General features: G+C 62.4%; 16 protein-coding genes. 12 read left to right on the top strand and 4 right to left on the bottom strand.

The window, feature by feature from the left end; all coding sequences use genetic code 11:
* Positions 1 to 19: 19 nt before the first annotated feature.
* Positions 20 to 1,291 carry an acetylornithine deacetylase/succinyl-diaminopimelate desuccinylase family protein gene (locus Q1A32_RS22455; RefSeq protein WP_299658005.1) on the top strand — a complete coding sequence of 424 codons (1,272 nt, stop codon included), beginning with the start codon at positions 20 to 22 and terminating at the stop codon, positions 1,289 to 1,291.
* Here Q1A32_RS22455 and panC read toward each other — a convergent pair.
* Both panC and panB read right to left on the bottom strand, forming a co-directional pair.
* The gene (gene panC, locus Q1A32_RS22450) at positions 1,280 to 2,134 is read right to left on the bottom strand and encodes a pantoate--beta-alanine ligase (RefSeq protein ID WP_299658004.1); all 855 of its coding nucleotides are present in this window, start codon (positions 2,132 to 2,134) and stop codon (positions 1,280 to 1,282) included. The genes Q1A32_RS22455 and panC overlap by 12 nt on opposite strands.
* A complete protein-coding gene (gene panB, locus Q1A32_RS22445; protein ID WP_299658003.1) occupies positions 2,131 to 2,964 on the bottom strand; it encodes a 3-methyl-2-oxobutanoate hydroxymethyltransferase in 834 nt (277 codons plus the stop codon). Before panB ends, panC begins: the two co-directional genes overlap by 4 nt.
* 161 nt (positions 2,965 to 3,125) lie before the next feature.
* On the opposite strand from panB, the gene Q1A32_RS22440 reads away from it, so the two are divergent.
* Both Q1A32_RS22440 and Q1A32_RS22435 read left to right on the top strand, forming a co-directional pair.
* Positions 3,126 to 4,580: an ABC transporter substrate-binding protein gene (locus Q1A32_RS22440; RefSeq protein ID WP_299658063.1), complete on the top strand. Its 1,455-nt coding sequence runs from the start codon at positions 3,126 to 3,128 to the stop codon at positions 4,578 to 4,580.
* Positions 4,577 to 4,972 (top strand): cupin domain-containing protein, encoded by a 396-nt coding sequence (locus Q1A32_RS22435; protein WP_299658002.1) that lies wholly within the window; start codon positions 4,577 to 4,579, stop codon positions 4,970 to 4,972. The genes Q1A32_RS22440 and Q1A32_RS22435 overlap by 4 nt, the downstream gene beginning before the upstream one ends.
* A 65-nt stretch (positions 4,973 to 5,037) precedes the next feature.
* Here the strand turns inward: Q1A32_RS22435 and Q1A32_RS22430 are convergent, their stop codons facing one another.
* Together Q1A32_RS22430 and Q1A32_RS22425 are read right to left on the bottom strand one after the other, a co-directional pair.
* On the bottom strand, positions 5,038 to 6,129 hold the full coding sequence (locus Q1A32_RS22430; protein WP_299658001.1) for an acetoin utilization protein AcuC: 1,092 nt from the start codon (positions 6,127 to 6,129) through the stop codon (positions 5,038 to 5,040).
* A 38-nt stretch (positions 6,130 to 6,167) separates the two neighbouring features.
* The gene (locus Q1A32_RS22425) at positions 6,168 to 6,737 is read right to left on the bottom strand and encodes an NAD(P)H-dependent oxidoreductase (protein ID WP_299658000.1); all 570 of its coding nucleotides are present in this window, start codon (positions 6,735 to 6,737) and stop codon (positions 6,168 to 6,170) included.
* Between the two features lie 53 nt (positions 6,738 to 6,790).
* On the opposite strand from Q1A32_RS22425, the gene Q1A32_RS22420 reads away from it, so the two are divergent.
* The 9 genes from Q1A32_RS22420 to Q1A32_RS22380 form a co-directional block, all read left to right on the top strand.
* Positions 6,791 to 7,438 (top strand): TetR/AcrR family transcriptional regulator, encoded by a 648-nt coding sequence (locus Q1A32_RS22420; protein ID WP_299657999.1) that lies wholly within the window; start codon positions 6,791 to 6,793, stop codon positions 7,436 to 7,438.
* A gap of 12 nt (positions 7,439 to 7,450) precedes the next feature.
* On the top strand, positions 7,451 to 8,398 hold the full coding sequence (locus Q1A32_RS22415) for an ABC transporter permease (protein ID WP_299657998.1): 948 nt from the start codon (positions 7,451 to 7,453) through the stop codon (positions 8,396 to 8,398).
* The gene (locus Q1A32_RS22410) at positions 8,395 to 9,210 is read left to right on the top strand and encodes an ABC transporter permease (RefSeq protein WP_299657997.1); all 816 of its coding nucleotides are present in this window, start codon (positions 8,395 to 8,397) and stop codon (positions 9,208 to 9,210) included. The genes Q1A32_RS22415 and Q1A32_RS22410 overlap by 4 nt, the downstream gene beginning before the upstream one ends.
* A complete protein-coding gene (locus Q1A32_RS22405; RefSeq protein WP_299657996.1) occupies positions 9,207 to 10,775 on the top strand; it encodes an ABC transporter ATP-binding protein in 1,569 nt (522 codons plus the stop codon). Before Q1A32_RS22410 ends, Q1A32_RS22405 begins: the two co-directional genes overlap by 4 nt.
* Positions 10,775 to 11,248 carry a hypothetical protein gene (locus Q1A32_RS22400; protein WP_299615869.1) on the top strand — a complete coding sequence of 158 codons (474 nt, stop codon included), beginning with the start codon at positions 10,775 to 10,777 and terminating at the stop codon, positions 11,246 to 11,248. The genes Q1A32_RS22405 and Q1A32_RS22400 overlap by 1 nt, the downstream gene beginning before the upstream one ends.
* Entirely contained in the window at positions 11,249 to 12,691 is a 1,443-nt protein-coding gene (locus Q1A32_RS22395; RefSeq protein ID WP_299657995.1) for an aldehyde dehydrogenase family protein, read from the top strand.
* The gene (locus Q1A32_RS22390) at positions 12,684 to 13,184 is read left to right on the top strand and encodes an N-acetyltransferase (RefSeq protein WP_299657994.1); all 501 of its coding nucleotides are present in this window, start codon (positions 12,684 to 12,686) and stop codon (positions 13,182 to 13,184) included. Before Q1A32_RS22395 ends, Q1A32_RS22390 begins: the two co-directional genes overlap by 8 nt.
* Positions 13,181 to 13,897, top strand: coding sequence for an SDR family NAD(P)-dependent oxidoreductase (locus Q1A32_RS22385; RefSeq protein ID WP_299657993.1), 717 nt, complete (start codon positions 13,181 to 13,183; stop codon positions 13,895 to 13,897). The genes Q1A32_RS22390 and Q1A32_RS22385 overlap by 4 nt, the downstream gene beginning before the upstream one ends.
* A gap of 61 nt (positions 13,898 to 13,958) precedes the next feature.
* Positions 13,959 to 14,499, top strand: a 541-nt coding sequence (locus Q1A32_RS22380; protein WP_299657992.1) for a glucose 1-dehydrogenase, incomplete at its 3' end; no start/stop codon positions are given.

Here is a 14,499-nt window from a genome sequence, read left to right as displayed (position 1 = left end):
AGGGGCCAACACTGCGCACATGACACTTGGATCCTGCATTGACGGCCACCGCGACGCGCTGATCGCGCTGACCCAGAACCTCATCCGTATTCCGACGCTGAACCCGCCGGGGCGGCACTATCATGATGTCTGCGCTTTGGTCGGTGACCGGCTGAAGGCGCACGGCTTCGACGTCCAGATGGTCCGCGCCCATGGCACACCGGGCGACAGCGACACCTACCCGCGCTGGAACGTCGTGGCGCGGCGCGAGGGGAAATCCCCGGGCGAGTGCGTGCATTTCAACAGCCACCACGATGTGGTCGAAGTGGGCCACGGCTGGACCCGCGATCCGTTCGGGGCCGACGTGGAAGACGACAAGGTTTATGGTCGCGGCGCCTGCGACATGAAGGGGGGCCTGGCCGCGTCAATCATCGCCGCCGAAGCCTTTATCGAAGAACACCCCGACTTCATGGGCGCGATCGAGATCAGCGCCACCGCAGATGAAGAGTCAGGCGGGTATGGCGGTGTGGCCTACCTTGCGGAACAGGGGTTCTTTGACCCGGACCGCGTCCAGCATGTCATCATCCCCGAACCCCTGAACAAGGATCGCATTTGCCTTGGCCATCGTGGCGGCTGGTGGGCAGAGATCGAAACGAAGGGTGAGATTGCCCACGGCTCCATGCCCTTCTTGGGCGATTGCGCCGTGCGCCATATGGGGGCGGTTCTGGACAAGTTCGAAAGCGACCTCTACCCGGCCATGTCCAAGCGGTATACGGATATGCCCGTGGTGCCCGACGGCGCGCGACAATCCACCATGAATATTAACTCCATCCACGGCGGTCAGCCGGAACAGGCCGAGGGTTACGATGGGTTGCCCGCCCATTGCGTGCCTGACAGCTGCCGCATCGTGATCGACCGGCGGTTTCTCGTGGAAGAGAATGTGGAGCAGGTGCGCGGCGAAGTGGTTGAGCTGCTCGAAGGGCTCAAAGCCTCCCGCGACCGGTTTGAATACGAAATGCGGGAGTTGAATGTGGTGCTGCCGTCGATGACGGACAGATCGGCGCCCGTTGTGGAAACCGTGCACGCCGCCATTGAAAGCGTGTTGGGGGTGGAGCCGACCTATGTCGCCTCCCCCGGCTCATATGATCAGAAGCACATCGACCGTATCGGCAAGCTGCGCAATTGCATTGCCTATGGTCCCGGTGAATTGGAACTGGCGCACAAGCCCGACGAATGGGTGGGCATCACCGATATGCTCGACAGCGCCAAGGTGATGGGCAAGGCGCTGGAAACCCTGCTGCTACCGCGCTAGCGGCACGTCGATGTTGTCGATCAGACGCACCCCCGCCATATAGGCGGCGGCAAACAGGCGGGCGGGTTTTGTTGCTTTTTCCACCTGCGTCAGCGTGTCATTTGTCCGCATTTCCAGATAATCAATGTCGCTGAACCCTGCCGCTGTCAGGCGGGTCTTTGCCTCGGGCAACAGGTCACCAATCGTTGCCCCCTGCCCCAAAGCCTCGGCCATCTCTTCCATAACCTCATTCAGTGCCGCCGCCCGGCTGCGCGCCTGATCAGACAGCAGCAGGTTGCGCGAGGACATAGCCAAACCGTCAATTTCACGGATCGTCGGACAGCCGACGACCTCAACGCCCAGATCCAGGTCGCGCGCCAGACGCCGCACCACCTGCAATTGCTGAAAATCCTTCTCGCCAAAGAACGCCAGATCGGCCGACGTCTGGGTGAACAGTTTGGTCACCACGGTTGCCACGCCGTCAAAGTGTCCGGCCCGGTGCGCCCCGCACAGGACGTCTGTAAGACCCGCCACACTGATATTCGTGGCAAAGCCATCCGGGTACATCTGCGGCCCATCAGGGACATAGATCGCATCGACATCAAACCGTTCCAGTTTGCGTGCATCCTCATGCTCTGTGCGGGGATAGTTCTCCAGATCCTCGGGGTTGTTGAACTGCTTGGGGTTTACAAAAATGGTCACGATGACACGCGCGCTCATCTCCTTGGCCCGCGCGACAAGGCTCAGATGTCCGTCATGCAGCGCGCCCATCGTTGGCACGACGCCAATCGTTTCACCCGCCCGCTGCCAGACCCGGGTCATCTCGCGCAGGTCAGCCAGGTTTCGCACAATCGGTGCGGTCATGTTTGGGCCTCGGGGGCTTCGTCGCCAAACACATGCTCCGGCCCCGGGAACCGGCGCGCGCGGACATCTTCGGCATAGGCTGCAATAGCGGCTTCGCCATCCGCGCCCAGTTCGGCATAGCGTTTCACGAACTTCGCCTTGAACGCCGTGAACAGGCCCAACATGTCATCGACGACCAATATCTGACCATCGCAACCAGCCGAGGCCCCGATCCCGATGGTCGGAATGCGAATGGATTGCGTGATGTCATTGGCGAGGGTCTCGGGCACCTTCTCAAGCACAATGGCAAAGGCCCCCGCTGACGCCACTGCCTTCGCGTCCGCGATCAGGTTCGACGCAGCCTCGCCCCGGCCCTGCACCTTGTAGCCCCCAAGCGTGTTGATGGATTGCGGTGTCAGGCCGACATGCGCCATGACCGGAATGCCCCGCGCCACGAGGAATGCGATAGTGTCGGACATGCTCACACCACCTTCCAGCTTTACTGCCCCGGCACCTGTCTTGGCCATCAGCCGGGCCGCGTTGCGGAACGCCTGTTCGGGGCCTTCTTCGTAAGACCCGAAAGGCATGTCGATCACCATCATGGCCTTCGACAGTCCCCGCGCCACGGCCCGCCCGTGCATGATCATCATGTCCATGGTCACGCCCAAGGTCGACGGCAGCCCATGCAGCACCATGCCCACGCTGTCACCCACCAGAACAAAGTCGCAATGCCGGTCCATCATCTGCGCCATGGGCGTCGTATAGGCGGTGAGGCTGACAATGGGTGTCCCGCCTTTCATGGCCCGGATATCATCGGGCAACGGGGCGGATTTGCGGGCGGTGGCGCTCATGGGCGTAGCCTTTCGCTGATCGTTTCGCGGCGAGGCATAACAAGCAAGCGCCCACTGCGCTACCAGACAAAAGCGAAGCCACCCTTGCGCGACGTCACGTTTGCGGGAAAGCTGTGACAAACCGCACCGATGGGGAGACGACCATGTTCAACCGACTGACGATGACCAGCGCCGTACTCGCGCTCAGCACCACAGGCCTGTGGGCCAAGACGGACATCACCGTCGCCTTGCAGCTGGAACCGCCGCATCTTGATCCAACCTCGGCCGCGGCAGGCGCCATTGACTCGGTGCTTTATTCCAATGTGTTCGAGGGTCTGACGCGCTTCATGGGCGATGGATCGGTTGTGCCCGGGCTGGCAGCAAGCTGGGAAATTTCGGATGACGGGCTGACCTACACGTTCACCCTGCGCGACGGTGTGACCTTCCACGACGGCACGTCCATGGACGCCGAAGACGTGAAGTTCACCTTTGATCGCATTCTGGCCGAAGACAGCGCCAATGCACAAAAAGCGCTCTATGCCGCGATCAGCGGCGTCGAAGTTGTGGACCCCCAGACCGTGCGCATGACGCTGAGCGAGCCAAACGGCAACCTGCTCTTCAACCTCGCCTGGGGCGATGCGGTGATCGTTGCCCCTGAGAGCATAGAGAACATCAAGCAGCAGCCCATCGGTACTGGCCCGTTCAAATTCGACAGCTGGACCCAAGGCGACAGCATTCAGATCAGCCAATATGATGGCTACTGGGGCGACGCGCCCGCTTTGACGCAAGCGACATTCAAATTCATCTCTGACCCCACTGCCGCCTTTGCTGCCGTGATGGCCGAGGATGTGGACGTATTCTCGGGCTTCCCCGCCCCGGAAAACCTGCCGCAATTCGAAGCGGACCCACGCTTTCAAGTACTCGTCGGCTCGACCGAGGGCGAGACGATCCTGTCCACCAACAATGCCCAACCGCCCTTTGACGATCTGCGCGTCCGACAAGCGGTGGCCCACGCCATCGACCGCCAAGCGATCATCGACGGCGCGATGTTCGGCTACGGCACGCCCATCGGCACACATTTCGCGCCCCACAACCCGGCCTATGTCGATTTCACCGGCGGCTCTGCCTACGACCCGGACAAGGCGCGCGCCCTGCTGTCCGAAGCTGGCATGGAAAATGGCTTCCCCACCACACTGCACCTGCCGCCCCCGTCCTACGCCCGCCGCGGGGGCGAGATCATCGCCGCCCAACTGGCCGAGGTCGGGATTGAGGCCGAGATCATCAATGTCGAATGGGCGCAATGGCTCGAAACCGTGTTCCGGGGCAAGAATTTCGGCCTGACCATCGTGTCCCACACCGAACCGATGGACATCGGCATCTATGCAAACCCCGACTACTACTTCCAATACGACAATCCCGCGTTTCAGGAGCTGATCACGACGCTCAACAGCACCACGGACCCGGACACACGCACCAACCTGATGGCGAAGGCGCAGGAGATGATCGCCAACGACGCGGTCAACGGCTACCTGTTCCAACTGGCACAGCTGTCCGTGGCCAAGGCCGAGGTGCAGGGGCTTTGGACCAACGCACCCACCCAAGCGACTGACCTCACGGGCGTGAGCTGGTCCGAATGATCATCCACAAAGCGGGCAGTCGCCCCAGCCAACGCGCCAATCCGGACTATTTCACGGGCGAGGTCTGGCAGGATCCGATCATTTCGGCCGAGGCCCCGGCGCGGCTGCACGCCCTGACGGTACATTTCGCGCCAGGTGCACGGACCGCGTGGCACACGCATCCTCTGGGCCAAACGCTGCATGTGACCCAAGGGGCCGGGCTGATCTGTCTGCGGGGCGAAGCGCCGAAGGCCATCCATCCCGGCGATACGGTTTGGATACCTGCGGACGTGGAGCATTGGCACGGGGCAGCGCCGCACATGGCCATGACCCATATTGCGATGCAAGAGGCAGTTGATGGGTCAGCGGCCACGTGGCTTGAACAGGTCAGTGACGCGGATTACGGCGGATAGGGCGGAAGGGGGCCAGCCCCCCGGCTGCGCCTCCCCCCGGAGTTTATCTGGCAAAATGAAGGGGATCAGAGACGGTTCAAGATATCCCGTATCTCGTCCCGGATGGGGCCGGTACGGGGTTTGTCTTGTAGTGTGGTGAACCAGTGTTCGGGTGGGTTCTTGCCCCGTCTGTTTCCGTCGAAGCGCAGGGCGCGCAGTACGTCTTCAGCCTCGGTGCTGACCCGGTCCGGGATGTCGTGCCCATTCAGCGTCGCCCAAACACCTGTCCACAGACGTCCGACAGACCACGGATTGTAACCGCCACCGCCCAACACCAGAAGGCGCGGGGCCATGCCGATCAGAGCGCGCACGATGTCCCAATGCGCGTTGTTGGACAGGGACAGATGCGCTTGGGGGTCTTCCTCGACCCCGTCCGCGCCACATTGCAGGACGATGGCATCGGGTTTGAAGGCGACAACACGGGGCAGGATCACGTCGTCCCGGATCAGGGCCATCTCATCATCGTTGAGGTTTCGGGGCACCGGCACGTTCACCAAACTGTCCGTGGCTCCAAGCCCGCCGGTGCGGGGCCACAATCCATCCTCGTGCACAGAGATCATAAGCACATCGGAGTCATCGGCAAAAGCGACCTCGACCCCGTCGGGATGATGCGCGTCAATGTCGATATAGGCCACACGCTGTGCGCCGTTGCGTTGCAGGGCGAGGATCGCCAATACCGGATCGTTGAGATAGCAGAAGCCCCCGGCGCGGTCGGGCATCGCGTGATGCGTGCCGCCCGCGGGGTGGTAGACGATACCCCCGTTCCGTAACAGTTCACCCGCCAGCAACGACCCACCGGCTGCGGTGGCGGGGCGGCGATACATCTCTGCAAACACAGGGTTGTTGGGTGTGCCGAGGCCATGGCGCGCTTTCACTTCGGCACTCACGCTTTGGGCGGTCTCGGCATTGTGTAGGGCAGACAGATACTCCGGTGTATGCCAGATTGTCAGCGCGTGCGGCTTGGCGCGCGGGCTTGGCACATAGACGTCGTTCGGCAACCACCCCATCGCCCGGCTCAGGTCGATCACCGTGGAGACCCGTGGCACCCGCAACGGGTGCCACGATCCGTAGGAGGAGCCGCGATAGATCTCGGAGCCTATGAAAAACGGGCGGGTCATGTGCCATACATAACCGTCCCGCCCGCGCTGGCGAGGGGTCAGGCCGCCGCAGCGCCCATCTGCTCTGCCCGTTTCAGCCATCCTGCGATCTTTTCGGGCTTGGCGAGCTTCACGGACCCGAGCTGCACCACGTTTTTCGGCTTCACACCTACAAATTTCATCACCTGATTGCGCATGACCCGGCGGCCTGGACTGCGGTACAGGACGGTGTCCAGCATGGGCGGCGTGTCCGACGTGATGATCGCATCGCCTGTGCGCCCCTGCAGCAGCTTGTCCCAGCCGATGCCGCGCCCGTGGTACTTGTAGGCAAATCCGGATTGCAGACCCGCATCCATCACCGCCTTGGCCTGCGCGGGCATCGCCCCCCACCAGTACGGGTGCACGATCATCACGTGATCGGCCCAGCGGATATTGTCCTGCCACGCCTGCACATCCGGCGACAGTGCTGCGCCTTCGTCATAGCCGACCTCGGTCGACATCTCCGAGAGGTGCATGATCCGCACCTCTGCGCCCTTGGTGCGTGCACCCGTTGCATAGCGTTCGGCAAGGGCGGCGTTCAGCGACCCGGCTTTGGGATGCGCCACCCAGATGAAAATACGTTTGCTCATGTTCGGCTCCATCATTTGCTTGACACTGTGTCAATTGACAGAGTGTCAAGTATGTGCTTCTTGACATTATGTCAAGTGATCCAATCGACACCCCGACCAAAATTCTGCACGCCACTCTGACGCTGCTGGAAAAACCGCACGCCAAGCTGCCGACCATGTCCGACATCGCGCGGGCGACAGGGATCAGCAGGCAAGCCGTGTATCTGCATTTCCCCAGCCGCACCGATCTGCTGGTTGCCGCCACGCGCTATCAGGACGAACAAAACGCCGTGAACGCCGCCCTCGCCCCCAGTCGAGAGGCACGGTCCGGCGCGGAACGGCTCGATGCCTTTGTCACGGCGTGGGGCAACTACATCCCCAAGATCTACGGCGTGGCGCGCGCCATCATGGCCGTGACAGACACCGATGCCGAAGCGGCCGCCGCCTGGAATACCCGTATGCAGGACATGCGCGGAGGGTGCGCCGCCGCCGTGCAAGCGCTCGCTGAGGATGGCACCCTGCCCCAAGGCACCGACATGGAGCAGGCAACGGACCTATTGTGGACGCTCCTGTCCGTGCGCAATTGGGAAAACCTGACGCAAATCTGCGGTTGGTCGCAAGACTGCTACATCGCCACGATCCGCGGTATGGCCATGGCCACGTTGGCCCGCGATCTTGGCGCGCTGACGGACGTGCTTGCCTGTCCCGACACCCCCACCTAACGTCACAGGCATATGCTGCGTTACACTCTCAAACGTCTTCTGTCCTTGGCGATAAGCCTCGCCATCGCGTCGCTGCTGATCTTTGCGGTGATCGAAGTGGCACCGGGCGATCCCGCGTCCTTCATGCTGGGGATCAACGCGCAGGAGGACACACTTGCGGCCCTGCGTGCCGAATTGGGTCTCGATCAGCCGAAATGGCAGCGGTATCTGTCTTGGGTTGGCGGTATGATGCAGGGCGATTTCGGCACCTCGTACCAATATCGCACGGAAGTTACGGACATGATCGCGGACCGGCTCTGGGTGTCCTTGCCGCTGGCGCTTTATGCCCTGACGCTGTCCACCCTCATCGCCTTTCCGGCGGGCATCTTTGCGGCCAGCCGCAGGGGCAAGGCTGGGGATGTCGGGGTTATGGGCGCCACCCAAATCGGCATCGCGATTCCGAATTTCTGGTTTGCCATGATGCTGGTGCTGATCTTTGCCATTAACCTGCGCTGGTTCAGTGCGGGTGGCTTTGCCGGCTGGGACAAAGGGTTTTTTGCCGCGATGAAGTCCCTCACTCTGCCCGCAATTGCCCTTGCCCTGCCCCAGGCCGCGATCCTCGCGCGGGTCATGCGGTCGTCGCTTCTGGATGTGCTGGACGAGGACTTCATGCGCACGGCGCGGGCCAAGGGGCTCAGCCGGGGGGCCGCCCTGCGCCGCCACGGTCTGCGCAACGCGATGATCCCGGTACTGACCATCCTCGGCCTGCAATTCTCGTTCCTGCTGGCGGGCGGCATTATCATCGAACAGGTGTTCTACCTGCCCGGCCTCGGGCGGCTGATCTTCCAAAGCATTTCTGCCCGCGATCTGATCGTGGTCGAAAGCGTGACGATGCTACTGGTCTTTGCCGTGATCTTGGTGAATTTTCTGGTCGACCTCGCCTATGCCGCCGTCGACCCACGGCTGAGGGCACGCACATGAACCGCACGCTGATCCTTGGTGGTTCCCTGTCGGCCTTGATGGTGATTGCGGCGTTGATGTCGTTCGTCTGGACGCCCTTCGATCACGGCGCGATGAACATTCCCGAAAAGCTGCAAATACCAAACGGCACGCACTGGTTCGGCACGGATCATTTCGGGCGCGACATGTTCTCGATGATCATGGTGGGGGCGCGGACCTCCATCGCTGTGGCCTGCGTGGCTGTGGGCATCGGCATCGGGCTCGGCGTGCCCCTCGGCCTCTGGGCGGCGGCGCGACAGGGTGGATGGGTGGACGAGGTCATCATGCGTGGCAACGACCTGATCTTTGCCTTCCCAAGCCTCGTCATCGCCATCCTGATCACCGCCGTCTTCGGGGCGGGTGCTGTCAACGCAATCATCGCCATCGGCATCTTCAACATCCCCGTGTTCGCCCGTGTGACTCGCGGCGGGGCGCTGCCGCTTTGGGCGCGCGAGTTCATTCTTGCAGCCCGCGTGTCGGGCAAAGGGGCCGCCCGCATCAGCGTCGAACATATCCTGCCCAACATCGCCAACCTGCTGATTGTGCAGGCCACGATCCAGTTCAGCCTTGGTATTCTGGCGGAGGCCGCTTTGTCCTATGTCGGCCTTGGTGCGCAGCCACCGACCCCGAGTTGGGGCCGCATGCTGGCGGATGCGCAAACGCTGGTCAGCATTGCGCCCCACATGGCGCTGATGCCGGGCTTCGCGATCATCCTGACAGTGCTCGGGCTGAACCTGCTGGGCGATGGCTTGCGCGACGCCCTTGACCCCCGGTTGCGGGTGTCGCGGGTATGAGCCTGCTGACCATCACCAATCTGTCCCTGAGCATCGCGGGCATGCCAATCTTGCGCGACGTCTCCCTGACGCTCGCGCCGGGAGAGGTCGTGGCGGTCACTGGCGAAAGCGGCTCGGGCAAGTCGATGACGGCACTGGCGGTGATGCAGCTGCTTCCCGGTCAGTCAAAGGCGACGGGGAAAATAACCCTCGACGGTCACGACATGCTGGCGCTGGATGAGCCCGCGCTTTGTACGCTGCGGGGCGATCTTGCAGGCATGGTCTTTCAGGAGCCGATGACGGCCCTCAACCCCGTGCAGACCATTGGGGCACAGGTGGCGGAGACGGTGCGCCTGCACCGGCCTGACCTTGATCCCTCGACCCAGGCGCGTGCGGTTCTCGACCGTGTGGGGCTACAGAACATCCCGCTGTCGCGTTACCCGCACGAGCTGTCAGGCGGGCAGCGCCAGCGCGTCGTAATCGCCATCGCCATCGCCTGCGGACCAAAGCTGCTGATTGCGGATGAGCCGACCACGGCATTGGATGTCACTACGCAGGCACAAATCCTGACCCTTTTGAAACGGCTTGCCGCCGAAGATGGCATGGGTCTTTTGATGATCACCCACGATCTGGCCGTGGTCGCTGAAATGGCGGACCGAATTGTCGTTATGCGGGACGGAGAGGTGGTCGAGGCGGGCGACACGCCCGCCTTACTTGCCATCCCTCAGCACCCCTACACCCGGGCCTTGCTTGCGGCATCGGACCACCGCGTCACTCTACCGACGACAGCGGAGCAGGCTCCGCTATTACGTGTTCAAAACGTGGTCCGTGACTACAAGCTGCCCCGCACAACGCTCTTTGTCCCCGCGGGGACACATCGGGCTGTGGACACTGTCAGCTTCGATATCAAACGTGGCGAACGGGTTGGGCTTGTCGGGGAATCCGGATGCGGCAAATCTACCCTGACCCGCGCCATCCTCGGGCTCGAACCTGTGCAGGGCGGACAGATCACATTGGACGGCATGCCGGTCTTCAACGCGGGAAAACCTGACCTCTCGGTGCGACGCAAGATGCAGGTGGTGTTTCAGGACCCCTACGGGAGCTTCAACCCGCGCCACCGGGTTGACCGGCTGATCACCGAGCCGTTCCACCTGCTTGAAGAACCGCCAAAAGACCGCGCCGCGCGCATTGCGGACGCCCTGACAACGGTGGGCCTTTCGCCAGATGACGCCCGGAAATACCCCCACCAATTCTCGGGCGGGCAACGCCAGCGACTTGCCATCGCGCGGGCACTGATCATCCGCCCCGAACTGGTAATCTTTGACGAAGCGGTCAGTGCGCTGGACGTGTCCGTGCGTGCGCAAATCCTCGACCTCATCGCTGACCTGTGCCACCAATACGATCTGACCTACCTGTTCATCAGCCACGATCTAAGCGTTGTACGCACGATCACCGAGCGGGTAATGGTCATGCGACAGGGCTCGATCGTCGAAGAAGGGGAGACCGAGACCGTCTTTTCCCAACCGCGACACCCCTACACACGACAACTGATTGACGCCGCCCCCACTTTGCCCAAGGCAGTATAATGACCCTTGCTCACCTCTCCATCGATGCCCAGAACCCACAACATATTGCGGGCATATTGGCCCAGATCATGGCCGGAACCGCGATGCCATTTCCACCCTGCCCCGGGGCGTTTGTCGCCTTTGACCATGCCGATGACGGGATCGGGATCGAGGTATACCCCCTCGGAACGCAGGTGCAGCGCGGGCCGGATCAGATCGCCTTTGTGCAAGGACCGAAGGACACGGCATCGCAGGCATCCCATGTCTGTCTGACATCACCGCTGACCCAGCAAGAGCTGCTGGACATCGGCACGCAAAATGGATGGACCGCACGTGTCTGCAACCGCGGCCCGTTTAAATGCGTCGAGATCTGGTTGGAAGACCGCGTGCTGGTCGAGGCCCTCGATCCTGATATGGCCGAAGATTACCACCGCAACATGACAGCCGCACAGTGGCGCGCCATGTTCGGGCTTCCACCCGGCAAGGGGGACTAGATGACACCACCGCTCTGGTTTGATCCGTCGCACATGCTGATCGGCGGAACGCTGACCCGATCTGACGACACACTGACCCTGATCAACCCGTCAGATGGCAGCTCTCTGGCGCAGATCGCCCGTGGCCAAGCCAAGGACATAGATGCTGCGGTAAAAGCCGCGCATGCTGCCCGGACCGGTGAATGGGGCCGGATGACGGCGACCGAGCGGGGTCGTATCCTGACCGAGATCGGGCGCAAGGTCATGGAGCGCGCCGAAGACCTCGCCGTTCTCGAAGCGCTTGATGTGGGCAAACCTTTAACCCAGGCGCGTGCCGACGCCACGGCGCTGGCGCGGTACATGGAGTTTTATGGCGGCGCTGCAGACAAGATCACCGGCGAAACGATCCCCTATCTGGCTGGATACACCGTTTATACCTTGCGCGAACCCCACGGGGTGACCGGTCATATCGTGCCATGGAACTACCCCATGCAGATCATCGGGCGCAGTGTCGGGGCCGCGCTTGCCATGGGCAACGCCTGTGTCCTCAAACCGGCAGAGGAGGCGTGCCTGACCGCCCTCGCCTTTGCCCATATTGCGCAAGAGGCGGGGTTGCCCGATGGCGCATTGAACGTCGTCCCCGGATTGGGGGCCGAGGCAGGGGCCGCGCTGGCCGGGCACCCGGGCGTGCAGCACATCAGTTTCACCGGATCGGTCGGCACAGGGGCGCTGGTCCAGCAGGCCGCCGGGGCCAATGTAGTGCCCGTGACATTGGAACTGGGCGGCAAGTCCCCGCAACTGGTTTTTGATGATGCCGATCTGGACGCGGCGCTGCCGTTTCTTGTGAACGCTGGAATACAGAACGCCGGGCAAACCTGTTCAGCATCGTCACGTATACTCGTCCAGCGTGGGGTGTATGACGTCGTGCGCATCCGTATGGCAGAGGCTTATGCCAACCTGACAGTCGGACCGGCCCTCGATGATCAACGCGTCGGTCCGTTGATCTCAACCCGGCAAAAGGACATCGTCCAAGGGTTCCTGGCCAAGGGCGCGGACCTGACCATCGCGGCACAAGGCACCTTGCAAAATACGCCCGACACAGGCGCTTACGTCCTGCCAACTCTGTTCGACAACGTACCCGCAGACCACACTCTGGCGCGCGATGAAATCTTTGGACCCGTGCAGGTGTTGATCCCTTTCGACACCGAGGATGAAGCTCTGACGATTGCGAACAGCACGGACTACGGCCTTGTTGCCAGTGTCTGGACCCGGGATGGGGCGCGCCAAATGCGGCTGGCGAAAGCGCTGCACGCCGGTCAGGTCTTCATCAACAATTACGGCGCGGGCGGTGGGGTCGAATTGCCCTTCGGCGGCGTGGGCAAGTCCGGTCATGGCCGCGAAAAAGGGTTCGAGGCGCTTTACGGCTTTTCGACACTCAAGACAGTGGCCGCGCATCATGGCTGAGATCACCCGGCTGCGCTGGCCGGATGATGGGCCGCGCGTTCTGGACCTGTGTGAGCGCGCAAAGGACTACATACAGCTTGAAACAGGCAAAGATCCCGACATGGCGTATGTCAAAGAGACGATGACAGATGCGCCGCCATCGGTCCCACCAGAACACATCTGGTGCTGGGGCCATGCGCAATCCGGCGGTGCGCTCGACGGTCTGGCCACCTGTCTCAAGGGGTACTACGGACCAAAGGATTGGTACCTTGGCTTGCTGCTGCTGGACCCCGCCGCGCGCGGCGCAGGCTTGGGCGAGCGCATGGCACGACACGTGATTGAAGAGGCCCGCCAAGACGCCGCGGACTGTGTGCGCATCGCTGTGCTTGACGCCAATCCCCGTGCACGTGTCTTTTGGGAACGGCTTGGCTTCGAGCACGAGACATCCACCAGCAGAGGCGACGGGCAACTGCGACATGTGCACCGCCTTCCGCTGAAAAAGGACAGAACATGATCTTTGAAGATCGATTTAGGGGCCGCAAGGCGGTCATCACCGGCGGTGCCACCGGGCTCGGCTATGGCATTGCGGCACGGATCAGGGCCGAAGGCGGCAGTGTCGAGGTGTGGGACATCAACGCAGACGCGCTTGCGGCGCTCGACATGGGCAGCCGCCAGATCGACGTGACAGATGCGGACGCCGTCAGTCGGGCCATGGCGGATGCTGCGCCCGACATTCTGGTATGCTCTGCAGGGATCACCGGCCCGAATACAACCACGTGGGACTACCCGGTTGATGACTGGCTCAAGGTGCACGACCTGAACCTGAACGCCGTGTTCTATTGCAACCGCGCCGCAGCACCCATCATGCGGGCCACGGGGTGGGGCCGGATCGTCAACATCGCCTCTATCGCCGGGAAGGAAGGCAATCCAAACGCCCCCGCCTATTCCGCATCCAAAGCAGGCGTGATCGGGTTGACCAAATCGCTGGGCAAGGAACTCGCAACCTCGGGCGTGACGTGCAACGCCATTGCACCCGCCGCCGTGCGCACCGCCATCTTCGACCAGATGACGCAAGAGCATATCGACTTCATGCAGTCCAAGATCCCCATGGGCCGCTTCGGCACGGTGGACGAAATCGCGTCCATGGCCTGCTGGCTTGCCTCGGAGGAGGCGAGCTTTACCACCGGGTTCTGCTTTGACCAATCGGGGGGCCGGGCCACCGCCTGAGCCATCCGCACTTGCACCTTGAGCGCACGGCCGCAAAGATGCGCAAAAAAGGGAGGACACCATGCAGCTTGACGGCAAGACATCGATCGTCACCGGGGCCGCCAGCGGCTTCGGTGCAGGCATCGCACGCGCCTTTGCCGCCGAGGGCGCACAGGTTCTGGTGGCCGACCTCAATGGCGACGGTGCCAAGGCAATTGCGGATGAGATCGGCGGCCAGGCCGTTCAGGTCGACGTATCCAACGGCGCGTCGGTGCAAGCCATGGCCGACACGGCGCTTGCCACGTTCGGCCATCTCGACATCCTTGTGAACAACGCAGGCATCACCCACATGCCCCAAGCGCTTGAGGACGTCACCGAAGAGGACTTCGACCGCGTGCTGGCCGTGAACGCCAAGTCCGTCTACCTCACCGCTCGCGCCCTCGTACCACATTTCAAATCGCGCAAGGCGGGTGCCATCCTCAACGTCGCCTCCACCGCAGGGATCAGCCCGCGGCCAAGGCTCAATTGGTACAACGCGTCCAAAGGCTGGATGATCACGGCCACAAAGACCATGGCAGTCGAACTGGCCCCCGATGGCATCCGCGTGAACGCGATCAACCCGG

Origin of the sequence: uncultured Tateyamaria sp., from assembly GCF_947503415.1 — a bacterium.
Classification (GTDB): domain Bacteria; phylum Pseudomonadota; class Alphaproteobacteria; order Rhodobacterales; family Rhodobacteraceae; genus Tateyamaria.
Note: the sequence above shows the minus strand (reverse complement) of the source record. Positions and strands in the feature narration are given on the sequence as shown.